At 39.4% G+C, this 25698-nt stretch carries 24 protein-coding genes and 1 tRNA gene; 15 read left to right on the forward strand and 10 right to left on the reverse strand.

From position 1 onward, the window contains the following. Positions 1 to 4: 4 nt before the first annotated feature. Positions 5 to 292 carry a (2Fe-2S) ferredoxin domain-containing protein gene (locus JM64_RS02725; protein WP_064011397.1) on the reverse strand — a complete coding sequence of 96 codons (288 nt, stop codon included), beginning with the start codon at positions 290 to 292 and terminating at the stop codon, positions 5 to 7. Between the two features lie 303 nt (positions 293 to 595). Between JM64_RS02725 and JM64_RS02730 the strand changes: the two genes are divergently transcribed. The 3 genes from JM64_RS02730 to JM64_RS02740 all read left to right on the forward strand — a co-directional run bounded on the left by JM64_RS02730 (position 596) and on the right by JM64_RS02740 (position 2198). Further along, positions 596 to 673, forward strand: a tRNA-Asp gene (locus JM64_RS02730). A gap of 69 nt (positions 674 to 742) precedes the next feature. Next, entirely contained in the window at positions 743 to 1384 is a 642-nt protein-coding gene (locus JM64_RS02735) for a lactate utilization protein (protein WP_064011398.1), read from the forward strand. A gap of 169 nt (positions 1385 to 1553) precedes the next feature. Then, positions 1554 to 2198: a redox-sensing transcriptional repressor Rex gene (locus JM64_RS02740; RefSeq protein ID WP_064011399.1), complete on the forward strand. Its 645-nt coding sequence runs from the start codon at positions 1554 to 1556 to the stop codon at positions 2196 to 2198. A 72-nt stretch (positions 2199 to 2270) separates the two neighbouring features. Here JM64_RS02740 and JM64_RS02745 read toward each other — a convergent pair whose 3' ends face one another. After that, positions 2271 to 4805, reverse strand: coding sequence for an adenosylcobalamin-dependent ribonucleoside-diphosphate reductase (locus tag JM64_RS02745; RefSeq protein ID WP_064011400.1), 2535 nt, complete (start codon positions 4803 to 4805; stop codon positions 2271 to 2273). A gap of 163 nt (positions 4806 to 4968) precedes the next feature. Continuing rightward, positions 4969 to 6207: an MFS transporter gene (locus tag JM64_RS02750; protein WP_064011401.1), complete on the reverse strand. Its 1239-nt coding sequence runs from the start codon at positions 6205 to 6207 to the stop codon at positions 4969 to 4971. 315 nt (positions 6208 to 6522) lie between these two features. Here JM64_RS02750 and JM64_RS02755 point away from each other — a divergent pair, with 315 nt between their 5' ends. The 7 genes from JM64_RS02755 to JM64_RS02780 are packed head-to-tail and all read left to right on the forward strand — an operon-like array spanning position 6523 to position 13861. Continuing rightward, complete coding sequence (locus JM64_RS02755) at positions 6523 to 8364, forward strand: beta-galactosidase (RefSeq protein WP_064011402.1); 1842 nt, start codon at positions 6523 to 6525, stop codon at positions 8362 to 8364. Between the two features lie 29 nt (positions 8365 to 8393). Continuing rightward, positions 8394 to 9092, forward strand: a complete 699-nt coding sequence (locus tag JM64_RS02760; protein ID WP_269446859.1) for a LacI family DNA-binding transcriptional regulator — start codon at positions 8394 to 8396, stop codon at positions 9090 to 9092. After that, entirely contained in the window at positions 9070 to 9393 is a 324-nt protein-coding gene (locus JM64_RS10220) for a LacI family DNA-binding transcriptional regulator (protein WP_269446860.1), read from the forward strand. The genes JM64_RS02760 and JM64_RS10220 overlap by 23 nt, the downstream gene beginning before the upstream one ends. Positions 9394 to 9424: 31 nt before the next feature. Further along, complete coding sequence (locus JM64_RS02765) at positions 9425 to 11092, forward strand: glycoside hydrolase family 36 protein (RefSeq protein WP_064011403.1); 1668 nt, start codon at positions 9425 to 9427, stop codon at positions 11090 to 11092. 23 nt (positions 11093 to 11115) lie between these two features. Beyond that, positions 11116 to 12069 carry a galactose-1-phosphate uridylyltransferase gene (gene galT / locus JM64_RS02770; RefSeq protein ID WP_064011404.1) on the forward strand — a complete coding sequence of 318 codons (954 nt, stop codon included), beginning with the start codon at positions 11116 to 11118 and terminating at the stop codon, positions 12067 to 12069. 16 nt (positions 12070 to 12085) lie between these two features. Beyond that, positions 12086 to 13141, forward strand: a complete 1056-nt coding sequence (locus tag JM64_RS02775; RefSeq protein ID WP_064012471.1) for a galactokinase — start codon at positions 12086 to 12088, stop codon at positions 13139 to 13141. A 42-nt stretch (positions 13142 to 13183) separates the two neighbouring features. Continuing rightward, positions 13184 to 13861 (forward strand): class II aldolase/adducin family protein, encoded by a 678-nt coding sequence (locus JM64_RS02780; RefSeq protein WP_197473451.1) that lies wholly within the window; start codon positions 13184 to 13186, stop codon positions 13859 to 13861. A 3-nt stretch (positions 13862 to 13864) separates the two neighbouring features. On the opposite strand, the gene pyrE is transcribed toward JM64_RS02780, so the two are convergent. From pyrE to JM64_RS02805, 5 genes are read right to left on the reverse strand one after another with little or no spacing between them, the layout of a single operon-like run. Beyond that, on the reverse strand, positions 13865 to 14482 hold the full coding sequence (gene pyrE / locus JM64_RS02785) for an orotate phosphoribosyltransferase (protein ID WP_156487882.1): 618 nt from the start codon (positions 14480 to 14482) through the stop codon (positions 13865 to 13867). Beyond that, a complete protein-coding gene (gene pyrF / locus JM64_RS02790; RefSeq protein ID WP_064012474.1) occupies positions 14473 to 15120 on the reverse strand; it encodes an orotidine-5'-phosphate decarboxylase in 648 nt (215 codons plus the stop codon). Before pyrF ends, pyrE begins: the two co-directional genes overlap by 10 nt. Positions 15121 to 15169: 49 nt before the next feature. Then, on the reverse strand, positions 15170 to 16045 hold the full coding sequence (locus tag JM64_RS02795) for a dihydroorotate dehydrogenase (RefSeq protein ID WP_064011405.1): 876 nt from the start codon (positions 16043 to 16045) through the stop codon (positions 15170 to 15172). After that, positions 16018 to 16755, reverse strand: a complete 738-nt coding sequence (locus tag JM64_RS02800) for an iron-sulfur cluster-binding protein (protein WP_064011406.1) — start codon at positions 16753 to 16755, stop codon at positions 16018 to 16020. Before JM64_RS02800 ends, JM64_RS02795 begins: the two co-directional genes overlap by 28 nt. After that, positions 16736 to 17890, reverse strand: a complete 1155-nt coding sequence (locus JM64_RS02805; protein WP_064011407.1) for a dihydroorotase — start codon at positions 17888 to 17890, stop codon at positions 16736 to 16738. The genes JM64_RS02800 and JM64_RS02805 overlap by 20 nt, the downstream gene beginning before the upstream one ends. Before the next feature lie 381 nt (positions 17891 to 18271). Between JM64_RS02805 and JM64_RS02815 the strand changes: the two genes are divergently transcribed. Genes JM64_RS02815 through JM64_RS02830 form a run of 4 tightly spaced genes read left to right on the forward strand, consistent with a single transcriptional unit; the run spans position 18272 to position 20729 of the window. Then, positions 18272 to 18784, forward strand: a complete 513-nt coding sequence (locus JM64_RS02815; protein ID WP_231882442.1) for a GntR family transcriptional regulator — start codon at positions 18272 to 18274, stop codon at positions 18782 to 18784. Further along, a complete protein-coding gene (locus JM64_RS02820) occupies positions 18774 to 19601 on the forward strand; it encodes an ABC transporter ATP-binding protein (RefSeq protein WP_156487884.1) in 828 nt (275 codons plus the stop codon). Before JM64_RS02815 ends, JM64_RS02820 begins: the two co-directional genes overlap by 11 nt. Before the next feature lie 22 nt (positions 19602 to 19623). After that, entirely contained in the window at positions 19624 to 20373 is a 750-nt protein-coding gene (locus JM64_RS02825) for an ABC transporter permease subunit (protein ID WP_064011410.1), read from the forward strand. 32 nt (positions 20374 to 20405) lie between these two features. Further along, positions 20406 to 20729 carry a YbjQ family protein gene (locus JM64_RS02830; protein ID WP_064011411.1) on the forward strand — a complete coding sequence of 108 codons (324 nt, stop codon included), beginning with the start codon at positions 20406 to 20408 and terminating at the stop codon, positions 20727 to 20729. Positions 20730 to 20819: 90 nt separating this feature from the next. Here JM64_RS02830 and JM64_RS02835 read toward each other — a convergent pair whose 3' ends face one another. Next, positions 20820 to 22091 carry an SLC45 family MFS transporter gene (locus tag JM64_RS02835; RefSeq protein ID WP_064011412.1) on the reverse strand — a complete coding sequence of 424 codons (1272 nt, stop codon included), beginning with the start codon at positions 22089 to 22091 and terminating at the stop codon, positions 20820 to 20822. Positions 22092 to 22235: 144 nt separating this feature from the next. On the opposite strand from JM64_RS02835, the gene lpdA reads away from it, so the two are divergent. Then, a complete protein-coding gene (lpdA, locus tag JM64_RS02840; protein ID WP_064011413.1) occupies positions 22236 to 23603 on the forward strand; it encodes a dihydrolipoyl dehydrogenase in 1368 nt (455 codons plus the stop codon). A 60-nt stretch (positions 23604 to 23663) separates the two neighbouring features. Here the strand turns inward: lpdA and uvrB are convergent, their stop codons facing one another. Then, complete coding sequence (gene uvrB, locus JM64_RS02845; RefSeq protein WP_064011414.1) at positions 23664 to 25652, reverse strand: excinuclease ABC subunit UvrB; 1989 nt, start codon at positions 25650 to 25652, stop codon at positions 23664 to 23666. Positions 25653 to 25698: the final 46 nt, after the last annotated feature.

A 25698-nucleotide genomic window follows, 5' to 3' on the forward strand; every position in this document is an offset into this window, starting at 1 on the left:
CTTTTCACCTGCTTTCCTTGCTTCCATTTATGACATTGAGGCTTTCCTTTATTTTCTCAATCAAGCTTTCCACGTTCGATAAACTTATATTTCCAACACATATATCACCAACTCTTACATTAACCCCTTCCGAACAGTTGCCCATGCAAAGACTGCCACGTAGTTCGACACGTGGGTCTGTAAGAGATTCTTTGAGTTTCTCAACTACCTTGTATGCACCTTTTAAATGGCACGAACTTCCTAAACATACGTAGATTGTTAGTTTACTTTCGTCGCTTTTTGAATACTCCATAATCTGTCCCCTCGCCTTGAGATGGGAAGTAAGTTTGTTATATTTTATGAATTCGTGACTACTTTCACGATATAGTTTAAAACATTTCTTTTGTATAGTCAAGTAGCTTAACATACACAAAAGAAGTATAAAGAAGCGCTTAAGACAGATTTTTGGAAATATTTATTTAAAAAATTATCATACAAATTCACAACTAATTTTCATAGTAAACATAAAGGTTATAAAAATCCCTATTGACAACAATGGGAAGTTATGGCAAAATTATGCACGGTCAGTGAAGAACTGGCTCAAACAAAAAAAGACGGGGACGTGGTGCAGCCTGGTTAGCACGCCGGTCTGTCACACCGGTGGCCGCGAGTTCAAATCTCGTCGTCCCCGCCAATTAAGACGGGACCTTTAAAGGTCCCGTTTTTGTTTTCCTAGTCCTAAAACTTCCTTGGAGGTGTTCGCATGCGTGAAGAACTTTACCTGTGGAAGTATAAGGCACTTGCCGAAAAACTTGCCAAAGAAATGAAGAGAAGACATTTTGAGGTTCACATTGTTAATTCAAAAGAGGAACTACTAAAAAAAGTTCGTGAACTTGTGCCTGAAGGTTCAACAGTTGCAAACGGTGGGTCGTTGACGTTAATTGAAAATGGAGTTTTGGATATCTTCCGGAACGGGAATTATGTCTACTACGACAGGTACGCTGCAAAGACACCAGAAGAACGTAGAGAACTGGAGCTGAAGGCTTTTACAGTGGATTACTACCTCTCAGGTGCTAACGCTATCACGGAAGATGGAAGACTTGTATTCCTAGATGGCAATGGAAACAGGGTAGCAGCGATTGTTTATGGACCAAAAAACGTAATTATTGTTTCCAGTGTGAACAAGGTAGTAAAGAGTATGGAAGATGCACGTGAAAGATTAAGATTTATCTCACCCATGAACAGTAAGCGACTTAACTTGTCAACTCCATGTGTTCAGAAAGGATTTTGCTACGACTGTGCCAGTTCAGATAGAATTTGCAACTATTTCGTCGTGGTTGAATCTTCAGCGAGAATCCCTAGCAGAATTAAAGTAATATTAACAACTTTTGAAACAGGTCTTTGATTTTTGAGCATATTTGTGAAATTTTCCCCCCTGAAAGCTAAAATTCTCATCAATTAGTTTTGTTGAAGATGTTGCACTTCACAAACAAAAGTGGTAAAATTCAATTGTGAAAAGGATAACATGAACAAATTCACCAAAAAAGTGAAAACTAGAGTAGGGGGAGCGATATATGAAAATACCAAAACCGACAGTCAGAAGGTTAGGACTTTATTATCGTTGTTTAACAAGGTACAAAGAAGAAGGTGTGAACTTCGTATCTTCGCAGGACATAGCGGATAGGTTGAATATTAAACCAAGTCAGGTCAGAAAGGATTTGTCGTACTTTGGAGAATTTGGTAAGCGTGGGCTTGGTTACAATGTGAGCAAGTTGATTTCGGAAATAGCGTACATCATTGGTGTGAATAAAGAATGGAACGTTGCGATTATAGGTGCTGGAAATTTGGGTAGTGCGCTTGCGAATTATCCTGGACTTGCAAAGCACAAATTCAATGTAGTTGCTATTTTCGATAACGACAGGCAAAAAGTCGGTAAAAAGATAGCTGGAATACCTGTTTCCCACATCAGTGAATTGGACGAGAAAGTGAAAGAGCTTAATATCGAGATAGCTGTTATCGCTGTTCCTGAAAGTGCCGCCCAATATGTTGCAGAGCTAGTTGAAAAAGCTGGTATAAAAGGAATTGTGAATTTCTCGCCAATAAAACTAAGGACCAATATACCAGTTGAAGATGTTGACATAACGCTCTCATTTGAAACACTAGCCTACATGATATTAAAGAACTCACCTGTGAATATCCAACAAGAAGAGCAAGTCTAAAAAATAAAAAAACACCCCGTGAAGCTTTTGATTAGCGTACGGGGTGTTTTTATCATTGGCCGTGCTCAATTATCAGCTACACTTACTCCAGCCACATTTTCTACAGCTCGTACATCCTTCCTGTTTGATTATACTATTTTTCGAGAGACATGATGGACAATACGTATTTCCATCCGCATCTACGTAGTAACCTTCTGCCCATTGCAAACCGTTTGCAGTAACAAATTTCTCAATTTCTTCGGCTGTTTTTGCAGTTCCATCTATCACAAATGTATCGATAGTTTCTGCTGGAGTTTCACCCCAGAGTTCAACAAAGTCATCGATGGCGTTCTTAATTTCTTTTGCCAGAGCGGGCGTATATGTTCCTTTAACCTTTCTTAATTGTTCAAGAATTTCCTCTGCTGATACCCCCGCCCTTAAGGCAATTGAACTAAGTCTTCCAATCGCTTCCGCAAGTTCAGTTCCGTTCGACAAGAATATTTCAACAGCTTCTCCGTTATCATCGAAGCTAACGGTGATGTATGTGGTACCTGACTCTGTTTTGAATTTCCTTGTGACACTTCTCAATGTATCCTTTCTTGGTTTAGGCCTTAATTTGTGCTTTTCGTCAAGCACAAAGAATTGAACCTTTGGTGCATCTTTCGTTTTCAAATTCTTTGCGGAGGTAAGTACTTGCGTCTGCAGTGAACCATCGCGGTATATGGTCAATCCACGAATATTAAGTTTCAGCGCTTCGAGGTAAATGTTCAAGACATCTTCTTCGGTAGCACTATTTGGCATGTTTATTGTCTTTGAAATATTGTTATCAACATACCTTTGGAACGCATCCTGCATCAGTAGATGGTCCATTGGTGATATATCCATTGCGGTAACGAAAACCCTTTTAATGTGTTCTGGCACTTCGGGTATATCTTTTAGTGAACCTTTTTCTACTAACCTATCTTTAATTCGTTCCAATATCTCCTTATCAAGTTTTTGTTCAAGGACTTTGTTGACGTAGAACAATGCTTCTTTTCCACCATCGTGTTTGTTCATATACCTAACATACGCGAGGAGGAAGTTTGGTTCCAATCCACTACTTGTGTCTGCGATATTTGATATTGACCCAGTTGGGGCTATAGTTAAGACCGCGACATTACGCTTACCGTACTTTGACTCCGAAAGAACTTGTCTTAACTCATCGTCAAATTTGCTTATACCCATTGCAAATGGGGCAAACCCTTCTTCACGATAGTATCTACTCTTTTCGAACAACGGGAAGTTGCCTTTTTCTTTTGCTAACCTGTTCGACTCGCTATGGCCTTGTATTGCCATGAACGCAGTCATATCCGCTGCAAATTGCCTTCCTTCAGGAGAATCATACGGGATGTCAAGTAGGTAGAGCAAGTCTGCAAATCCCATGATTCCAAGACCTATTCTTCTGCTATCTTTTACTGCCTTTGTAATCTTTTCCAGTGGGAAAACGTTCACATCTATTACGTTATCAAGGAATCTGACGGCAAGTCTTGTTGCCTCACCAAATGCTTCCCAATCGAATTTGCCATTCAAATAGAACTTCGCAACATCAATAGAACCTAAGTTACAAGCTTCGTATGGCGCAAGTCCTATTTCACCACATGGATTGGTACTCTCAATAACCATTTCTGGATACATGGCGTAGTATTTGTTCATCTCACTTAGGAATGCCAGTCCTGGGTCTCCTGTTTTCCAAGCATTTTTAGCCATTTTCTTAAGTAGCTCTCGAACCTTTACTTTTCTTGTAGTATTACACTTTGGATGCTTCAATTCAATTTCTCCATCTTCCATGTAAAGTTTCAACAGCTCTTCCCTGGGCATTGTTATTCCAACTGATATATTGAAGAATTTTAATACTTTCTCTCCATCGTTACCTTCTTTTGCGGTGATGAACTCTTCGATGTCCGGATGGTCGATATTCAAAATTCCCATCAGAGCACCACGTCTTCTGTAGCCTTGTTCGACAACACCAACGGCTGAGTTGAAAACATGCATGAAAGAAACAGGACCACTTGCTTGCCCGTGTGTTCCCGCGACAAAACTTCCTTTGGGTCTCAACCTCGAGAAGTTACTACCGATACCACCACCAGCTTTGGTAATTAGTGCGTATTCTTTAACCGCATCGAATATACCTTCGATACTGTCTTCAACTGGAACTACAAAACATGCAGAAAGCATATGGAGATGGTTCCTTGAATTGTAAATTTCCCAGTAATCTTCAAGTGTCATTTGTTCGATAGGTTTCCACAGTAGTTCGTGCCTGACACCCATGCCGGCGTTAAACAAGGTGGGACTGTTTGGGATGAATATCCTTGAGAGTAAAAAGTTGTAGAATGTTTCTTCCCAGAATTTAACTTCGTCCAGTTTCTCGCTGTCACTTTTACTTTCCATGGCAGGATTGTTTACCAATTCCGCTGTTGCGATTACACGCGCAACTCTATGGCAAATGTCCGACCACTTGGTCTCAAGATACTCACCAGATGGAGTTTTTAGAAAGTATCTTTCGGAAAGTATTTTGTAGGCATTTTTTGATGGTTCAATGTTTTTCCAATAGTCGATAAACTTATTCAATGTACTATAAACAGAAGACATACTGCTTTCCCTCCCCGAATTTAACATAGTATTTCTCCCTAACTTAGCGACGTATATTATACCACATCTTGTGGTTCGACTGCAATAGTATACAATGAATTGTAGAATTTTCTTTTCAGTGAGCACGAAGGAGAGATAGCGGGTTAATCTTCCTTAGCGGGCTTTATTGGAAATTTTTTGGCTGTTTTGAAAGGTTGACTAACGGGAAGAGTCTTGAAATCGAAAAGGAGAGCAATATTAGACCCGAGAGAATGTAGACGTTTCTAACCCCTAGTAAATTACCCAGTATTCCTAAGATAAAGGTTCCAGTTGGTGAACCGCCGGTGTTGATAAATGAATACAGAGATATTGTCCTTCCCTTCATATTTGAAGGAGACAAAAGCTGTGTCCTACTGTTTGTGATGTTAAAAAATGAAGACTGACAAGCACCTATTAAGAACGCTGCATAAGGTGTTAGGGCAGGTTTGATGGAAGCAATCAGAATGCTTGTTCCGATTACAGCCAGCAAAAACTCTTCTCTTAGCTTTATTAAACGTTCCGGATTTATAGACGCTACTATGTTAGCACCAATAAAAGCCCCTACACCCATCATTCCCATAATCAGCCCGTAACCAAGTATATCTGATTTCACCACACTTTTGACAAAAGCCTGCATCAACATGCCAAATGGCATTCCGAAAAGGGAATACATGGTTAGTCCTACGAATGTATTAATTAATACAGAGTTTTTTGATACATAACGTACACCTTCCGTGAGGTCTTCAAAGAACCTTTTAAAACTCAAATTACTGTAAGTTTTGGCGTGGTTGTCTGGAATCAATAACAGTACAACTATCAACGGTAGAAATGAAATAGCGTTGACTATGAACCCAAACTCCAAACCATACAACTTTACAACAAAACCCGCAATTGTTGGTCCTATCATCCTTGCAACGTTAAAAATCATTGAGTGTAACGCAAGTGCATTTGGAAGCATGTCTTTCGGAACGATGTTTGATATAAATGTGTTCCTAGAAGGAAGATAAAAACCGCTTGTAATTCCCATCATAAGGCTGAGGAAGAGCAGAAAGAAAGGACTTAACAGTCCCTTCCAAACAAGGTAAGCCATGAAAAACGCGTTAACAGCATCCAAAAGCTGCGTGTAAAGCAGTATGGTTTTAGGACCGAACCAGTCTATCAAAACCCCAGCGATTGGTGAAAAGAAAACCGACGGGAAACCTTTAAGAAAAGCTATAAACCCTATGAAACCTGCGGCTTTGTCTTCTGAAAACAAGTTAACAGCCACCCAGCCTCTTAGAGTTGTATCTATCCATGTGCCGATTAAAGAAACACTCTGGGCAAACCAGAAGTTTCGATAGTGTTTGTTTTTAAGAGCCCGATACGGATTCATTACCTTTGCCATGAGTACAACCCCACCTAAAAATGAATTAATTCGTTTCACGAACTATTGTAACACTGGTTCTTACTGATTTCAAACAAGAATTTCGTTAATTAATGAAGATTTAGTATGTATAGAGTAAATAGATTCAGATAATCAACAAAATTTGTCAATATTGATGGTTTGAAATCTTAGAAATATTTGATTAAATAGCATTAGGATGTTCGGTAACGTTACCGAACCACTAACAGAACATTGAAATTAGAAAGAGTCTAGAGGCTTTTTTGGAAAAGCAGTAATGAATACATAAATAACGTAAATTTCAAGGAGGTTTTACATATGGACATTTATGGTGCGGACTACTACCCAGAACATTGGGACAGGTCATTTTGGAAGAAACACGTTGAATTGATGAAGGTTTATGGCATTGAGTGGGTTAGGATAGGTGAATTCATGTGGAGTGTTGTAGAACGAAGCGATGGCGAGTTTGATTTTTCTTTACTTGATGAAGCGATAGAACTACTCTCTGAAAATGGTATCAAGATAATCCTGGGAACGCCGACCGCAACGCCTCCCGCTTGGCTTGTGAGCAAATATCCAGAAATCCTACCAGTTGACTGGAATGGTAGGGTTAGGGGGTTCGGAAGTCGTAGGCATTACTCCCCAAACTCGAAAGCATATCTTGAATACGCCTTACGAATTGTTGAACAATACGCATCCAGATATGGTGATGTAATTGATGTATGGCAAATTGATAACGAATTCGGGTGTCATGGCACAACGTACAGCTTTGGCAACGAAGACCTCGTTGCGTTTCGAGAATGGCTAAAAGAAAAGTATGGGACTTTAGAGAATTTGAATAGACATTGGGGAACGGTTTTCTGGAGTCAAACATACAAAAGCTGGGACGAGATTGTCTTTCCAATAAACACCCCAACATTTGAGAATCCTCACCAGATGCTTGACATTTATAGATTTATGTCTGACAGTTCCATACGTTTCTTAAAAAGTCAGGTTGAAGTAATCAGAAAGTATTCCTCAAAGCCTGTAACTCACAACTTTATGGTTGATTTCATGGATTTGGACTATCGAAAGATGGCGAGATACGTTGATTTTGTTTCTTGGGATAATTATATAGCAACAGAAGAATACGACCCACTAAGACAGTCGGCAAATCATTCTTTAATGAGGTCTTTGAAACACCAACCATTTTTAGTTATTGAACAACAACCGGCAAGGGTGAACTGGAGGCAAGTTAACGAAAATTACGAATCCGAATATCTTGCAATGTGGACCAAACAGGCGTATTTAAATGGGGCAATGGGTGTAATGCCGTTTCGTTTTGACCAAATTCGGTTCGGGGCTGAGCAATACCATGCCGGGTTATTGGACTACTACGGAAGACCAACAAAACGGTTGGAAGCTTATTCAAAAGCGAAAAGTCAAACGCCGGGGGTTATCACTCCAAAACCCGAGGTGGCTATCTTCTTCGATTACGAAAATGAATGGATACATAGAATAAACCATCTGAATCGAAACTTTAAGTATTGGGATGCAATTGTAGATATTTACAAAGCCGTTAAGAAACTTGGATACAATGCAGAGTTCGTGTTTAATGAAGATGAGGTTGAAGGGTACGATGTATTGATAGTTCCTTATGCTTCTTATATTTCTGAAGAGTTCTTGGAGAAAATCAAAAAATTTGAAGGTCCAGTGTATCTCACCGCAATGTCGTCGATAAAGGATAAATATAATTGGCTAACTGAAAGAATGCCGTGGCATCTTATTGATGAATTCGGAATTGAAGTAGTTGATTTTGGTGGAATCAAGAAAGAAAAAGGTTATCTCTTCTCTCAATGTGTTAATAGTTTATTCTGGAAAGATGAGCTCGAAGTTTTCAGCGCGAAAGTTATCGGCAGTTTTGAAAATGGGACCCCACTTGCGACAGTTAAAAACAACCGCTACTATGTAGCTTCTGTCCTTGATGAGAATGGTTGGAAATTATTGCTGTCTGAAAATCTGAAACCCAGGGTCTTAGGTAAAGGATACGAGTTGGTGAATGTGGAACGAAATGGTAGAGAATTGACAGTTGTTCTGAACACATTACCAATTGAGAACAACGTGTATATTGATGGAAGCCTACATGTCTTGAAACCATTCGAACTTAGTTTCGTTGGTTAAAAGATAATCTTAAACAGGAGGTGCTGAATTTGAAAAAGTTTGTAACGATACGTGATGTTGCCAAAGCGGCTGGTGTATCGATAAATACAGTTTCAAGAGCACTTAATAACAAACCAGACATAAACAAAGAAACAAAAGAAAGGGTCTTGAAAATAGCGAGAGAGCTTGGGTATATAAAAGATGCGACTGCGACGTCTTTGAGATACGGGTTGACCAAAGTCATAGGTGTGATACTGGAGGATAGTTCGAACCCGTTTTATTCAGAAGTGCTCAAATCAATAGAAATGGCAGCCAGGAAACGTGGTTTTAACGTCATTTTTATGAACACGGAAAAAGATTACAGCTTAGAGGAAGATGCGGTAAAAACTATGCTCAGCAGGAGGGTCGATGGGATTATCATTTCTCCCACGCAAGAAAAAAGCGAGGATATTCAACTGCTTATAAAATCCTCTGTTCCTTTTGTTATCCTTGGCGTTCATTTTGAAGACATGGAGGTTCCAGAGGTTTACAGCAACGATGTCAAGGGAGGTTATTTGGCAGTAAGTCACTTGATTGAAAAAGGTAGGAAGAAAATCGTATACCTTAGTGGATATTTGTACAAATCCGTCGCTCGTATGAGACTTGAAGGATATAGAAGGGCACTCTATGAACATATGTTACCCTTTGACGAAAGTTATGTCTTTGAAGTGGAAGAAGGTGTTGAGAATGCGTATAAAAAAAATGCTTGATATCATAGAATCCGGACTTCAGTTCGATGGGGTTTTCTGTTTTAACGATATCTCCGCAATTGGTGCAATACAGGCACTCCGTGAAAAAGGTTACTCTATTCCAGATGATGTGTCAGTTGTAGGATATGACGATATAGCATTTGCGCATTTTATACAACCGAAACTGACAACCGTTCGTATAGATAAGCAGAAAGAAGGAGAAGAGGCGTTTGAACTACTTTATGAAATGATAAAAAGAAAAGAATTTGTAAACAAAAAGCTGGTTTTGGATGTTGAACTCGTTGTAAGGGAAACAACGTAAAATCTTTTTGAAGAAAGGAGTGAGCCTCTGTATGTATATCCAAAACTTATCAGAAATAAGGCAGATAATGGGTTACCGCAAGTCTGATGGCTATGAGATGATATTAGAGGTTTATAAGGTTCCAGCTGGCTACAAGATTGCAGGAGAAATAAAAGGAATGTTAGATGATGTAGAGTTATTCTCGTTCCCAAGACCAGATAGGGTACTTGCCAACAACTGGCAGTCATGGGGACCTGCCAGGGTTATAACAAAGGATTTTAAATTGAATTTCCCAAAGGACCTGATTGAAAAATTCGGTTTCAGTGCATCCATTATGCCGGAAGTTTATTTTGATAATCTTATCAGCGATTATTTCTTAGCCGCCGATACCTTCGTAATAGGAGCGCTTAAATCCGAGATTGGTCATGTTTATTTCAAGTTGTCTGATGATACAGTATCCGTCCACGTAAGGTATTTTGGTAAGATGTTCGATGAATGGACGTCTATTGAACCTATTGTGGTAATCAATTTGAACCCTGATGACGGGTTCACATACTATGCCGAACTTATTGCAAAAGAAAACAACGTTACATTTTCATCACACAACCCAGTCGGTTGGTCGAGCTGGTATCAATACTATCTTGACTTCAATTATGAAAGAATGATTTCCGATTTGGAGAAGTCTAGAGAGCTCGATTTAGGATACGAAGTCTTCCAAATAGATGATGCTTGGGAAGTTGACATTGGTGATTGGGTACCTAATGAAAAGTTCCCAAGTCTAAAAGAAGTTGCAGATAAAATAGCATCATATGGTTACAAACCAGGAATTTGGCTTGCTCCATTCAGTATTTCGGAAACATCAAGTGTATTCAAAAACCACCGTGATTGGCTTGTTAAAAACGAAAGTGGTGTACCTGTTGTTGCGTATGAAAATTGGAATAAAAAGATTTACGCCCTAGATATAACGCATCCTGAAGCTGTGGAGTGGTTGAAAAACCTCTTTGTTGGTTTAAAAGCGAATGGGTTCGATTATTTCAAAATTGATTTTCTTTTTGCTGGAGCAATTCAAGGAAAAAGGTACGCACATAATGTTTCGCCAATCGAAGCTTATAGAAAGGGTTTGAAAGTTATTCGAGAAGCTGTAGGAGATTCGTTTGTTCTTGGATGTGGTGCTCCCCTTCTACCAAGTGTTGGTTTAGTCGATGGCATGAGAATTAGTGCTGACACAGCCCCATTCTGGGACCCAAATAGTCCAGATATAGGATACCCAAATGCCTATTATGCTCTAAGAAACGTTATTACACGCAACTTTATGAACAACGTACTATGGTGGAACGACCCTGACTGTCTTATGCTGAGAAAGGAAGATACACAGCTTAGTGATGCCCATAGAGAACTTTACGCTGTCACGTCGCTTTTATTGGATAATATGATAATACAGAGCGATAACCTTTCATACGAAATTGATGAAAATTTGTGGAACTTGGTTAAAAAATACAAGACCTACGGGCGTAGAAAGTTTAAAGTTCGTGGTTTGATGAGTGGAAGATACAAAATCACAAGTTGTGGTATCAATGGCTGTGATGAACTCGTTATAGAAGACCTCGCAACTTTGCAATACAAGGTCAACTACGATACACCAAGGATTGAGTTGTCAAAGGTTGTTGAAAAAAGAACGGACGGTAGAACCTTCAATTACTATATGGAGAACAATAAATAGGAAGTTAAGGGTGGTGATAATCGATGATGGAACGAAGATGGAATCTTCTCACTGGAGAATGGATTATGGTTTCAGCATACACGCAAGCAAGACCTACAAATCCAACGAATTTCTGCCCGCTTTGTCCTGGTGGTGATGAGTTTGAAACAGAGTACGATTTGGTTTCGTTTGATAACAGATATCCTTCAATGAAGTTGGATGCTCCTGAAGTCCAAAGCACTGGTATATATAGAAAGGCACGTTCGAACGGAAAATGCGAGGTTGTTGTTTATACAATTGAACATGAAAGTGCTATGAGCATGATGCCTATTCACCAAATTGAAAAGCTAATCCAGATGTGGGTTGATAGATACCTTGACTTATCACAAAACCGGTTTATTAAATACGTCTTCATATTTGAAAACAGGGGAAAGGAAGTAGGAGCGACACTTCCACATCCACATGGGCAATTATATGCCTTTCCATTCATTCCAAAGCGTATAGAAGCAAAACTGCAAGCTTTATCACAATACTACGATGAAAACGGCACTTGTGCAGTTTGTGATATTGTTGATAATGAGATAAAATTAAAGGAAAGAATAATCTACGAGAATGAATCGATTATCGCACTTGTTCCGTTTTATGCACGTTGGCCCTACGAAGTCCATATATATCCTAAAAGGCACGTAAGTACTCTTGTAGAACTTACAAACACCGAAAGATATCACTTGGCAAAGGCTCTAAAAGTTGTTACAATGAAATATGACTTACTTTTCAAACAAGCGTTTCCATACATGATGATGCTTTTCCAAGCTCCAGTTAATGATGTGAGCTATCTGCATGCTTTTCATTTCCATATTGAGTTTAACCCTGTAAAGCGAGACAAAGACAAAATTAAGTGGATGGCAAGTGTTGAAACCGGAACATGGGCGTTTATAAATCCAAAAATCCCAGAAGAAGCGGCAAAAGAACTAAGAAATGTGGAGGTTGAGTTGTGATATGACAGACCAAAAGATTGTGGTTTATTCACCGGGGCGTGCAAATCTTATAGGAGAACACACCGATTATAACGACGGCTTTGTCTTACCATTTGCTATAAAAAGGTATGTAAAGATTGAAATAGAACCATCGAAAAAGTTTAAAATTTTCTCACATCAGTTGAAGAAAGGAATAGAGTTTGATACCCCTACAAAAACAAATTCATGGGCTGATTACGTAATAGGGATGGTTCAGAAGCTAAGAGAACATGGATACGAAGTTAAGCCATTCACTATGAACATTGATTCTGACCTTCCCATGGGGGCAGGATTATCAAGCTCTGCCGCTTTGGAAGTCGGGGTAGGGTATGCTATTTCTCAGATGATGGAATTTGAGATTGACCGTGAAGAACTTGCAAAGATTGCTCATGAGTGTGAGGTTGATTTCGTTGGTGTTCGATGTGGGATAATGGACCAATACGCTGTTGCACTTTCAAAAGAAAACCACGCCCTTTTTATAGACACCATGACAAGAGAGTATAAATACGTACCTCTTAGGCTCGATGATACCAAACTTTACCTCATTAACTCTGGAGTTAAGCATGAGCTTGGTTCGTCTGAATACAATAAAAGAAGGCATGAATGTGAACTTGCGTTGCAAGCGCTTAGAAAATCATCTTTTAGGGAAGTTACTCTCGAAGATATTGAAAAGATTCAAGACCCTGTTTTGAAAAAGCGAGCACTGCATGTTGTTACAGAGAATGAGAGGGTTTTAAAGACACTATCGGCACTTGAGGATGACAACTTGGTTTTGGTTGGAAAGTATCTGTATGAATCTCACTACAGTCTCAAAGATAATTACGAAGTTTCTTGCGAAGAGATTGATTTCCTTATCGAGAAGTTGCGTGAGTACTCAAATGTTCTAGGTGCAAGAATAGTCGGAGCAGGCTTTGGAGGAAGTATCATAGCGTTAGTGAAGGGAAATTTTGAAAGCATTTTTGAGAAAATTTCGGAAGCTTATAGAATTAAATTTGGTATTTTGCCAACACTTCTTAACGTAGATACAAGCAATGGTGTGTTCAGGGCACTTTGAGAATATTTAGATGCTTTTAAACAATACGAAAGGGGTAAGTAGATGGCGAAGAAGATAAAGAAAAATGCGGAAAATTTTTCCTTCAGTTACGATATAGCCGAATCGATAGTCAATTATGCCCGTAAGGTCTCAGAAGAAGGTCTTACAAGAGGCACTTGGGGAAATATCAGTGTACGAGATGGTGGATATATTTACATCACACCATCTGGTTTCCCATATGACAAGTTAACACCAAAACATATAACGGTTGTAAACGGCGAGGGCAAGAAAGTCTACGGTGAATTAACACCCTCTTCGGAATTACCTTTGCATATTGAAATTTATGAAACACGAGCAGATATTCACGCGATAATACACACTCATCCTGTTTATTCAACTATAGTCTCAGTGACTTTAAAAGAAATTCCCCCAATTGTCGAAGATGCTGTTATGATTCTTGGTGAGTGGCTTTTTGTTTCAGAATACGCGCTTCCGGGAACAGAAGAGCTTGCACGAAACGCTGTAAAAGCTCTTGGAAATAACCATTGTGTATTTTTAAGAAACCACGGTCTTGTGACCGTGGGGGAAAATCTTCAAGAAGCCTTTACTGCAACGCTCGTTGCAGAAAAAACTGCACAAATTTACATAGAAGCACTCAGAGTTGGAACAGTTTCTATTCTCCCAGATGAGCATGCAAAGCTATTGAGAGAAAAATATCTCAAATCGTACAGGCAAAAATAACCTTTACTTTGCGTTCATCTTTCTGCTTCCGGGTTTCACAGCAGGTATACCGGATTTACAAAGTGGACAATCTTCAGGGTTGTAAGTAGGGAAATCGAACTTCACAAGATAGAAGTACGGCTTCCCTTTAAATTTTTGATTGATTTCTTCAAATGGATTCTCTTTTCCTGACCTGTTTATAACACTTGCAAATCCTACGATTTGCCCGCCGTAGCTTTCAACAACTTCTACAACTTCGAATGTTGATTTTCCTGTCGTAACAACATCTTCGACAATAAGCACCTTTTCACCTTTGTGTATTTCAAATCCCCTTCTCAATTTCATGACATTGTCTTCACGCTCGGCAAAAATCGCGCGTGCGTTCAACTTCTTTCCTACTTCATATGCTACGATAATACCACCAAGTGCTGGACCGACAACAACATCAACATCCACTCCAGCATCTAAGATTTTCCTTGCTATTAATTCCCCGATTTGTTCTCCATATTTCGGATATTCGAAAACCTTAGCACATTGGACGTAATTGGGGGAATGTAAACCAGAAGAGAGTATGAAGTGACCATCAAGCAAAGCACCTGTCTTTCTGAGGATTTCTAAAACCTTTTCATTTATCATCTCCATAATCTCACCTTCTCCTTTATAGATTGTATCTTTTCTCCAGGGTCTTTTGCCTTGTACACTTCTCTCCCAAGTACAGCGAAGTCCGCTATTCCAAAAATGTCCCATAACGATACCACATCTTTTTGGTCGTCTTTTGATTGCTCCATACGTATACCGGGAACCAGTATAGCTCCACCTATCTTGCGTCGCATCTTTATCGCCCACATACCAGGTAGCACAAACGAAGAGCCCAACCTCGCAAGTCCTAAAATGATATGTTCGAAGTCCTCGAGCTTTCCTGGTAGCGATGTTAACTTTATCACGGAGAAAATCATCTTGTCAGTTGATTCAAGAGCAGCTTTAACGCTCTCTAACCCAGCGTTAGCGTGGACTGTGAAACCAATGATTGCAGGATGTTCCCAAGCTTTTATCGACCTTGCTACTGTTGACGGTATATCAGAAAATTTCAAATCAAGAATAACTTTATATCCTTTTTCGTAGAAATAATCGAGCAGCCTTTTTCCTTGCACTGCAAGGTTGTGCCCAACCTTAACATAATCAAAACTTCCGTATTTTTCGATGAAATCGATAGGGTCTTCCATGTCTAAGCTAAGTACCGGTTCTGTTACAACCCAGTTTTTCCTCTCGACTTTTTCCATCTTTTCGCTATCGACAGGAGTGACTATCAACATAAAACCCCCTCCTCCTTTAGAAGTTATTATTTTTTTCATTCTTTAAAAACTCCATAAGTTCTTTTCCTATTTTGTTGATTATTTCCTCATTTTGGAACAGCGCACTTCCTATGCTCACTGCGTTCGCTCCAAATTGGAGCATCTCTTTTGCTTGTTGAGCAGTGTATATACCACCGGATGCGATTATGAAAATATCCGGTAAAACCTTCCTCACCTCGTAAACAACTCTAAGTGCGATAGGATAAAGTGCAGGACCTGAAAGCCCTCCAAGTAAAACTTGTCCTTCGGGGTTCACGATAAGTCCACGGATAGTATTGATAACGGTGACACCATTCCAACCTTCCAGTGCAACAATCTTTGCCATTTCTTCAACAAACCCACTCTCTATTCCAAGTTTTGCAATGATAAACGCATCCGTTTCTTTTCTTATCTCCTTCAGAAGTTTCTTCCATTCTTCTCTATCCGACATGATTGAAAGTCCGCCGTGATGAACGTTTGGACAGCTAAAATTGTATTCGATAGCCAAAAACTTATCTAAGTAAGGTTTCATAAGTTTGGTTATCTCAATGTACTCTTCGAACGAATCCCCTCCAAGGCTCAAAATAGGTGGAACCTTTGAAAGTAAAACATCTAATTCCCCACTATCTATCATCTTTTTGAGACCATCAAAACCAGGATTCTCGAGTCCGATGCGGTTTATCATGAAAACGTTGGATGCGTATATCCTCGGTGGTTTGTTACCAACCTTTGAATGTAGAGTTATCGTCTTCAGAGTGTATGCACCAACGTACGACCAATCTATTGAATCTACATTGAGATACTCACCAAAACCCCCAGGTCCGGAGGCTATAACTATGGGTGTTCTCAGTTTGAGTGTCTTTGAACTTGCCATACATTATCACCTCTAAAAACAGGTCCGTCTGTGCAGACGTGTTTTATACCATGGATTGTTTCCACAGCGCATCCTTTGCAAGCACCTATTCCACAAGCCATGTACTCGTTCAGAGAAACGTAAACAACCTTATTTGGCATGTTTTTTACAGCAAGCTCTTCCATGACTTTGGAACCGCTCACGAATATCCAGTCGTAGAATGAGTGATTTAATTCACTGAGCAAATTTAAAAACCCTTCATTTCCTACAACTACTTTCATCTTTAATTTCTTCACAATTTTGTCGTTCAGTTCAGTTCTTGAGGCCACAATTAATGGTATATCGAAATGTTCGGAAAGATGGATTCCCTCGGCAAGACAAGACGGCGCCACAATAACTGCACCGTTTCCGCTTTCAGGGACAAACGGATTACCAAGCGGTGCAAGGACATTGAGTTTTTCGTTGGTCTTAACTATGTATTCGCTTCCCTTACCTGCGATTTTTACTGAGATAGCAAGCTCCATTTTGTTTAACCTTCCAAGCGTATAAGGTTTCCTTGTTAGTCCTGCACCATCTACACTTACCATGCAAAACTGTCCTGGTAGAAAATCGAAATCTTCTTCAAAGGTGATTAAGTAAGTATTTTGGGTTATCTCTTCAACACTCCTTTTAGTCAGTAGAAAGGCTTTGTACTTTGTTTGCTTTTTCACTTCAACGGAGAAATTCGCCATTCCAGAACACCCACCTTCCATTTTTTCTTATTCCAAGGACCTTTCCTTTCAATTTATAACCATTAAATGCACAGTTTTTGCCTTTACTAAAGAATTTGTTGCTTTCAACAATATACTCGGCCCTTTCATCAATCAACACAGCGTCGTTGGGGAATCTAAAACCAAGTTCTTCATAACTTTTTCCTAACACACTAAGCGGATTTATTGTAAGATTTTTCAAAACGAGTTCGATATCCTCGAACACTTTCAGATACACAGAAAACGCTACTTCTATATGTGAACTTCCATATGGAGCTTTTTCAAAATCTGCTGGCTTTTCAGGATGCGGTGCATGGTCTGTTGCAAAGCATGTTATTATACCCTTTCTCACGGCATCTACGAGGATGTGTCTATCTTTTGAAATCGGGGGGTTAATCTTTTGGTTTGGATTGTTTATCTCCTCTGGGAGGAAGAACACGTGATGAGGGGTTACTTCACAGGTAATCTTCACCTTTTTTCTTAGATACTCTATAGTCTCCAAAGATTGTGAGGTCGAGACATGCTGAATGTGAAATCTATTAAAGCCGAACTCAAGCCCTGTTAACACTGTTCTGAATATCGCAATTGCCTCGTTTGAGTATGTACGCACTGCGTTAGGTACTTTCGAACCTATGTAGAAATCTCCTGGAACTTCGTGCAATTGTGAATGGTCAAATACCAAAGCACTCTTTTTCTCCGAGAAAGCTTTTACTAAATCTGGATTTGTGTACCGAATTCCGTCTGTTGAGTAACCAGCGATGTTGTTTGTATAGTTCCCAAGCTTATTTAAATCGTTTATCTCTCCAAATAAGCTGATAGTATGAAGAAAGTGAACATCTTTGTCTTTTGAAAGTTCAAAGTGATTCTTTAGAACGTCTAAATTTTCTATGGGTGGTCTTGTGTTAGGTTGAATTACGCATACTCCAAAACCACCAGCTAAAGCTGCATGAGAGAGTGTGTCGTAATCCTCTTGGTCATTTAACCTAACATGTGTGTGTAAGTCTACAAATGGTGGTGTAAGTATTAACGAATCAACGTCTTGGTCTATTTTCTCTGGGAAGTCAATCGGAATTTGTTCACTTTTAATTCTCCCAGTTGATATATCAAATACTCTCATGCAGAAGCCCCCTTTGGTGTTGATGACATACACATAAGGGTAATAAAAAAGGGACCTCAAAAGAGGTCCCTTTTCTAACAAAACCAAATATTGATAACTTTTCGAAAAGGTTTCTACAAAAACCTAAGATTATACTCTTCAAAAGAGCCGGTACAAAATTTACAAAGTTATTGACGTTGTTTGCCACGCTTCTCTTTCTCTGGTTTTGGCCTCGCTGGACCAAATTAACCATATTTACACCTCCAAACTTTTCGCAAGGAATTTTACCATAAAGGGTTTGATAGTGTCAAGGTACGAAAATAAAAGTTTCTATAAGTTATGTGAAAACTCTCTGAAAAGCTACTAACTAATTCTCTAAGAAAAGACCTTTGGGTTTCGGTTGTGCGAAACAAAAGCCCTCTTGACAAATCAACCACTGTAATAGTACAATATTACAGTGGTATACGATATGAGCACATATCAATAGAGGTGTTACGTGTGTGGTTTGCTGTGGACTATCATTCTCCGGTACCGATTTATGCACAAATAAAAGAAAAAGTGAAGGCACTTATTCTTAGCGGTAAGCTAAAACCAGGTGATTTGTTGCCTTCTATCAGAACGTTGGCTAAAGACTTAGGAGTAAATGTGAACACGGTGGCACGTGCTTACAGAGAACTTGAACTCGAAGGGGTTATACGTGCAGAACGTGGTGAAGGGTATACCGTTGTTGGACTTGAAAATACTGTCCACGAGAAAGTAAAACGTCAGATACTCACGGAGCTCGAAAGTGTATTGCGACGTTGCAAAGAACTCAAGATAGAAAAGTCTACTGTTTTTAGCCTTGTTGAGAGAATATATCAACAATCGAATCAATCAAGTTATCAACACAAGGAAGGTGAAGATGATGGTAAATGAAAGCATGTTGGTTTTGAGCATTAAAAACTTGAAAAAGTACTACGGCAACATCCATGCTGTTGATGGTATCTCATTTGAAGTCTTAAAAGGTGAAATCTTCGCACTTCTTGGTCCAAACGGGGCGGGTAAGACCACTACAATCAAGTGTATCCTTGGTTTGAGAAGAAAGGATGCCGGAGAGATTGTCTTAAAAGGAAGTATTTCATTTGTGCCTGATGGAAAGGAATTGTATGGTTCGTACACTGTGGAAAAAATGGTAAAAGTTGCTAAAGAACTAACCGAGAGGTTTGATGAAAAGAAGTGCTTTGAGTATGTTGAGAGATTCCAAATACCATTAAATGAAAAAGTTTCCAGTTTGTCCAGCGGTCAAACAACACAGCTTTACTTATCAATTGCGTTTTCTCAAGATGCCGAGCTTTACATCTTTGACGAACCAACATGGGGACTCGATCCGATAGTAAGAAGCCAGGTGCTTGAGATGATAAGAGATTTACCATTAGGTGATAGGAGCGTACTCTATACAAGCCATATCTTAAGCGAAGTTGAGAAAGTAGCCGATAAAGTTGCAATTATGAACAAAGGAAAGATACTTGATATGGGTTATCTTGATGAGATTAAGGAAAAATACTGTGCTGTTACCGTACCAATGGGTTCAGAAATTGATGGTTACAAGTACAAGAGTACGAAAAATGAAGATGTCTATGTTGTAACAAGAGATTATGCTATTTCGAATAATTTGGAATACACTCCTGTTCCTTTTGAAGTGATATTTGAAGCACTTGTAATGGGGAACAACGATTCAATAAACATGCAATAAATCTTAAAAGGTGGTGCTGAATATGAGGAAAGAGTTTTATGATATGAAAGTCAGGTTTATTGGTGTTCTAATAGTTACAATAACACTGTTTTTCATTGTGGCACCATTCCAAAAGTTTACAATCTCCATGCTCGAAGGTTACTCGGGGAATCCCCAGGTCGAAAAGTTTCTACCGGGCGCGATGCTAAATAAGTTAAAAGAGTGGAATTTCTACATAAATTCTCAGTGGTATGGTAAAAACTTCGGACAAATGGTGGGTATTATAGGTATAATAATGGCATTTCCCCTTTTTGCAAGAGAATTTGAGAATGAGACAATAGTGTTTTTACTTGTTAGAAAACCAAGGAAATGGATATACTTTAATAAACTCTTCACTGGAGCTGTCGCAACATTGATTGTTATGTTAGTAGGTTCGATACTTCCGGCTATATATTCAGCGGTTGCTGGAAAGGAGTATAACTACTCAGTCGTACCTAAGTTTATGATACACTCAATTTTCGGAGCACTTTTATGGTATTGTGTTGGGGTGTTTTTCTCAGTGCTTTTCAACGACCAAGTCAAGCCTCTTCTTGCCAGCTTGGGTTTACTTGCTTTAACCACAACAGCGGGTTTGATAAAGGCGATAAAATTTTTGAATACTTTTCCATATCAGCTTGGAGTAAGTATTTTTGAGAAGGGCAGTGTTGATTTTTGGTATACGCTGGGAATAATAGTCGTGTGCGTAGTGATTACCTGGATTGGTTACTTAGTTTTTGAAAGGAAGGAAGTTTAACAAAAAAGTGCTGTCAAAATGGGGGTGTGAGTATGATAGTTGTAACGACAGATTTTGTGCCAGGATATGAAATAGTCGAGACACTCGGAATTGTGACAGGAAGTATCGTTAACTCAAAGCACTTAGGAAAGGATATCGCAGCTGCATTCAAAACACTCGCTGGCGGAGAGATAAAAAGCTATACAGAACTACTTGTAGAGAGTAGAAACATAGCACTAAAGAGGATGATTAGCGAGGCTGAAAGGCTTGGGGCTGACGCAGTTGTAGGTGTGCGATTTGGTTCATCATCGGTGATGCAAGGTGCTGCAGAGTTATTAGCTTACGGAACAGCTGTGAGACTAAAGAAAAAAGAGTAGCAGATAGGTGCAATCATTGAAATCAAAAAATCCCCCGTCGGTTCTATGCTACGGGGGATTATTTTTTGGATAATTATAATACTTTTTTGCTTAACGTACTACTTTTACGTCTCCTTTTTTGACAAACTGAAGTGTTAGAACAGCTAATACGAAGAAAACTAAAGTTAGTATTATTAAAGTGCTGTAGCCTATTTTATCGATAAAGAACCCAGCGAGTGGTGGTGCAATAATGTTTGCTGCCATTGAAAAGAAGTAATACAACCCCGTATAGCCTCCAACTTTTTCCTCTACAGTCATATCAACTATTGTTGGTAGAGAATTAACGTTAACCATCGCCCAACCAAAGCCTCCAATTGCAAATAACTCAAAGAACACTTTTGTTAGTAGTCCTACATCTGTTATTATCCTTGTTGATAGTATCGTGCCGATGAGTATAGCGATAACTATTGACAGCCCTATCGTCATTGTCTTCTTCCTGCCTATTTTTGAGCCTATAAACCCTGCAGGAATTGCAAAGAGCATAAACGTTAATGAGAAAAAGCCAAGTACAAGTGCACCGGTGCTTTCTTTAATCCCCATTTGGAATTTTGCGTAACTTGTGAAGAAAGTTTCGAGTGCGTTGTAACCGATGAACCACAAGAGTATGGAAAGAAGCATCATCAAAAGGCTCTTTTCTTTGGAAGTAAAGACATCTTTCATGTTCTCTTTTAATTCATCTATTGTTTTCTTGTAGACATTCTCAAATCTTACTTTCTCTCCAGTTTTTACTTTGTATTTCTCGTCTTCTCTGATGAACAAAACAACGAGCAACTTGGCAATAAGCATTATTATAGCTCCGACGTAGAATGGCAGACCGGGATTTTTGTCATACAGCGGTTTTCCTGCGAAAAACGCAAGAAGTGCGCCTACGCCACCCATGAAATTGATTACACCATTTGCTTGACTTCTGTACTCAGATGGTGTTATGTCAGGCATGAGTGCAATAACAGGAGACCTGAAGAGAGCCATGAAGAAATTCATGAAGATAATGTTGAGCATCATTAACCATAATACGTGCCAAGCCTTTGTTATAGGTATCAGCGAAAATGTGATAGCAGCAAGCGGTGCACCAACAAGTATGTAAGGCATCCTACGACCGAGTTTTGTTCTCGTTTGGTCACTTAGAACTCCTATAAGCGGAAGCATGATAATAGCAAAGATGTTATCAATGGTCATCACAAAACCTATGAGAGTTGATGACAGCTCGAAGTCTTTCAAAAATATCGGAACGTAGGAGTTATACAGTGGCCACACTAAGCTTATCCCGAAGAACCCAAAACCGAGAAGTAAGAGCTTTCGAAATGAAAACTGTGATGAACTCACAATGCATCCCCCCTTGTTGATTTTGAGTGCGTTTAAAATAATTATATCGCATTTACGATTAATTTTAGAACTTGATACTAAGTCCACGAAATAATATAATTTTAAAGTGTTAAAGAATTATTTTTTTTGGAAGGAGCTGAAAGTATGTCCTACGATGCAATTATTATCGGTGGCGGTCCAGGTGGATACGTTTGTGCAATTAAGCTTGCACATTATGGAAAGAAGGTAGCTCTTGTTGAAAAAGAAAACCTTGGTGGCACGTGTACAAACTGGGGTTGTATCCCAACAAAAGCACTTTTAACCGCAACGCACTTACTCGACGAGGCAAAGGAAAAGGCTGATAAGCTTGGTATCAAGCTTTCTGTTGAAGGCTTTGACCTTTCAAAAATCATGGCTCATGCGAACAAGAGCATAGTGATGTCAAGAAAAGGTATCGAGTATTTGATGAAAAAGAACAACGTAACGGTTATTAAGGGAACTGCAGAAGTTATTAATAAGAACAAAGTAATAATAAAGGAAACGGGCGAAAAACTCGAAAGTTCAAACTTAGTCCTAGCACATGGTTCTGTGCCAACAATATTCCCACCTTTCAATCAAGTGGAAGGCATATGGACAAGTAACGATATTTTCCTTATGAAAGAACTTCCATCATCTTTGTTGATTGTTGGTGGAGGAGTAATAGGAGTTGAGTTTGCGACGTTCTTTAGTTCGCTTGGCGTAAAAGTGAAGATTGTTGAACTTGCCGACCATATCCTTCCATATGAAGATGATGACGTGGTTGAAGAGATTAAGAAATCATTTGCCAGAAAAGGTGTCGAAATAAAGGAAAAAACGAAAGTTGAAGGTGTCAAGAAAGTGACAGATGGATATGAAGTCGTACTAATTGATTCAGAAGGGAAAAGTGAGAGCGTTGTAGTTGATAAAGTACTTGTCGCAATTGGAAGAAGACCAAATATTCATGACGATGTAAAAAATCTCGGAGTAGAAATTGAGCGAGGAATTAAGACTGATAGGAGAATGAGGACCAATATTGAAGGTGTTTATGCCATTGGTGATGTGAGAGGGCAAATAATGCTTGCTCACGTTGCTATGTATGAAGGCATCGTTGCAGCGAAAAATATTGCAGGCATAGAGACTGAGATGGACTATTCAGCAGTTCCATCGATTATATTCACAACTCCAGAGATTGCTTCAACAGGACTTAGAGAAAAAGATGTCGATAAGGATAAAGTTAAGATTTCGAAATTCCCGCTCTCGGCGAATGGAAGGGCAAGAACTATGCTTGAAAACATAGGATTCGTAAAGATAATTGCCGATAAAGAAACAGAGACAGTCTTAGGTATGTCAATTGTTTCCCCAGTTGCAACCGAACTTATTATGGAGGGCGTTATCGCTGTTAGGAATAAATTAAAGGCACACGAACTTGAGGAATCCATACATCCACATCCAACTCTAAGCGAAAGCGTTCTTGGTGCGCTGGAAGGGATAACAGGTTTGCCAATACATCTGTAATTTGTTAGTTGTAGAATTGTGAGGAGAAGAAGGGGCTGGTGCCCCTTCTTTTAATTTCTTTCATTTATTGTTTTTCAACTCTTCCTTAACCCTGAATAACTCATCTCTAATTCTTGCTGCGTCTTCATATCTCAGTTCAGATGCCGCTTTGTACATCTCTTCTTCAAGAAGAGCAGCGTAATCTTCCAATGGAAGAGATTCTTTCAAGGCAAAGATGCTATCTTCGTAGACTTTGTATAGCTCTTCTTCTTCCTCTTTGAACGGTGCGAAGATATCTTCCATCATAGGTTTAACGATTGTTTGAGGCTTGATTCCATGTTTTTCATTGTACTCCATTTGGATTTTTCTTCTCCTGTTTGTCTCCTCAATCGCTCTTTGCATTGCCGGAGTGATTTTATCTGCATACATTATCACCTTTCCGTTTTCATTTCGTGCTGTTCGTCCTATAATCTGAATCAGTGTAGTCTCGCTGCGTAAGAAGCCTTCTGTATCGGCATCGAGTATAGCGACAAGCGAAACTTCCGGCAGGTCCAACCCTTCCCTTAACAAGTTCACACCAACGACAACATCGATTTCACCTGAGCGGAGTTTTTTTAACACTTCAAATCGTTTGATAGCATCGAGTTCGGAGTGAAGATACAAAGCTCTAATGTTGAATTCAACCAGATATTCTGCTAACATCTCTGCGGTTTTCTTTGTTAGGACTGTGACAAGGGCGCGTTCGCCTCGCTTTTTTACTTCAACGATTTCTTTTACTAAGTCATCGATTTGATATCTCGTGGGTCTAACTTCTACAAGGGGGTCAATTAATCCGGTTGGTCTTATTATTTGTTCAATAACTTGTTCAGAAACTTCCAATTCAAAAGGACCAGGGGTAGCAGAGACAAATATCACTTGATTTACTTTCGACAGGAATTCTTCAAACTTAAGTGGTCTGTTATCATAAGCACAAGGCAGCCTAAATCCGTATTCAACAAGGCTTCTCTTTCTAGACATCTCGCCGTGATACATCGCCCTGAGTTGTGGGATTGTGATGTGTGATTCGTCTATGAATACGATGTAATCTTCGTCGTAGTAATCAAGTAGTGAATAAGGTGGTTCTCCTGGTTTTCTCCCATCGAAATGACGCGAGTAGTTCTCGATACCTGTGCAGTAACCCAACGTGCTCAACAGTTCAATGTCATTCATCGTTCTTTGATACAGCCTTTGAGCTTCAAGCTCCTTGCCTTGCCTTCTAAGTTCTGCGAGCCTTTCTTCAAGTTCTTGGCGTATGCTTTTTACAGCCATTGCAATCTTTTCTTCGGTTGTAACGTATTCTTTGGCTGGATATATCGTTATCCTGTCCAGACGCTCAATAACATCTCTGTTTAATCTATCGAATGTGTAGATTCTGTCAATTTCATCACCAAAGAACTCTATATGGATACCTTCGTCTTGGTAAGTCGGAAAGATTTCAAGAGTGTCACCACGTAAGCGGAAGCTTCCAGTTAATCCTATATCTTCTTTTCTTTCGTACCCTATTCGTACTAAGTGTTTGAGTAAGTCATTGAGTTTGATACGCTCCCCAACAGCGAGTTTTATGTTGAGGGTATCGAAATCACGAGGGTCACCGCAAGCGTATATTGCTGAAACACTTGCTACGACGATAACATCCCTTCTGGTCATTAGCGATTTTATAGCACTCATCCTCATTCTTGCTATTACTTCGTTTATGTCAGCGCTCTTCTCTATGTATAGGTCCTTAGTAGGTACGTAGGCTTCAGGCTGATAGTAGTCGTAGTAGCTTATAAAGAATTCTACTTTATTCTTCGGAAAGAAAGATTTGAACTCTGTGTATAGTTGTGCAGCCAGCGTTTTGTTTGGAGAAATCACTAAAACGGGTTTTTCTATCTCCTTTATAACATTTGCCATCGTGAATGTTTTCCCGCTACCAGTAACACCTATAAGCGTTTGAAATCGATAGCCTTTTCTTAAGCCTTCCACCAACTTTTCAATAGCTTGAGGTTGATCACCTGCGGGCTCGTAATCACTGACAAGCTCGTAAAGCATAATCTCACCTTCGCATCTTAGCAAACTTTTGTGTAATCCACCTTTT

The sequence above is a fragment of the Fervidobacterium pennivorans genome, from assembly GCF_001644665.1.
In the GTDB taxonomy this organism is placed as follows: Bacteria; Thermotogota; Thermotogae; order Thermotogales; family Fervidobacteriaceae; genus Fervidobacterium; species Fervidobacterium ngatamarikiense.

Bases quoted from the DNA above. Each gene is read 5' to 3' on its own strand.
- JM64_RS02725 (WP_064011397.1), bottom strand. From the start codon at position 292: ATGGAGTATTCAAAAAGCGACGAAAGTAAACTAACAATCTACGTATGT.
- JM64_RS02735 (WP_064011398.1), top strand. From the start codon at position 743: ATGCGTGAAGAACTTTACCTGTGGAAGTATAAGGCACTTGCCGAAAAA.
- JM64_RS02740 (WP_064011399.1), top strand. From the start codon at position 1,554: ATGAAAATACCAAAACCGACAGTCAGAAGGTTAGGACTTTATTATCGT.
- JM64_RS02745 (WP_064011400.1), bottom strand. From the start codon at position 4,805: ATGTCTTCTGTTTATAGTACATTGAATAAGTTTATCGACTATTGGAAA.
- JM64_RS02750 (WP_064011401.1), bottom strand. From the start codon at position 6,207: ATGGCAAAGGTAATGAATCCGTATCGGGCTCTTAAAAACAAACACTAT.
- JM64_RS02755 (WP_064011402.1), top strand. From the start codon at position 6,523: ATGGACATTTATGGTGCGGACTACTACCCAGAACATTGGGACAGGTCA.
- JM64_RS10220 (WP_269446860.1), top strand. From the start codon at position 9,070: ATGCGTATAAAAAAAATGCTTGATATCATAGAATCCGGACTTCAGTTC.
- JM64_RS02765 (WP_064011403.1), top strand. From the start codon at position 9,425: ATGTATATCCAAAACTTATCAGAAATAAGGCAGATAATGGGTTACCGC.
- galT (WP_064011404.1), top strand. From the start codon at position 11,116: ATGATGGAACGAAGATGGAATCTTCTCACTGGAGAATGGATTATGGTT.
- JM64_RS02780 (WP_197473451.1), top strand. From the start codon at position 13,184: ATGGCGAAGAAGATAAAGAAAAATGCGGAAAATTTTTCCTTCAGTTAC.
- pyrE (WP_156487882.1), bottom strand. From the start codon at position 14,482: ATGGAGATGATAAATGAAAAGGTTTTAGAAATCCTCAGAAAGACAGGT.
- pyrF (WP_064012474.1), bottom strand. From the start codon at position 15,120: ATGGAAAAAGTCGAGAGGAAAAACTGGGTTGTAACAGAACCGGTACTT.
- JM64_RS02795 (WP_064011405.1), bottom strand. From the start codon at position 16,045: ATGGCAAGTTCAAAGACACTCAAACTGAGAACACCCATAGTTATAGCC.
- JM64_RS02800 (WP_064011406.1), bottom strand. From the start codon at position 16,755: ATGGCGAATTTCTCCGTTGAAGTGAAAAAGCAAACAAAGTACAAAGCC.
- JM64_RS02805 (WP_064011407.1), bottom strand. From the start codon at position 17,890: ATGAGAGTATTTGATATATCAACTGGGAGAATTAAAAGTGAACAAATT.
- JM64_RS02820 (WP_156487884.1), top strand. From the start codon at position 18,774: ATGGTAAATGAAAGCATGTTGGTTTTGAGCATTAAAAACTTGAAAAAG.
- JM64_RS02825 (WP_064011410.1), top strand. From the start codon at position 19,624: ATGAGGAAAGAGTTTTATGATATGAAAGTCAGGTTTATTGGTGTTCTA.
- JM64_RS02830 (WP_064011411.1), top strand. From the start codon at position 20,406: ATGATAGTTGTAACGACAGATTTTGTGCCAGGATATGAAATAGTCGAG.
- lpdA (WP_064011413.1), top strand. From the start codon at position 22,236: ATGTCCTACGATGCAATTATTATCGGTGGCGGTCCAGGTGGATACGTT.
- uvrB (WP_064011414.1), bottom strand. From the start codon at position 25,652: ATGCTTTACGAGCTTGTCAGTGATTACGAGCCCGCAGGTGATCAACCT.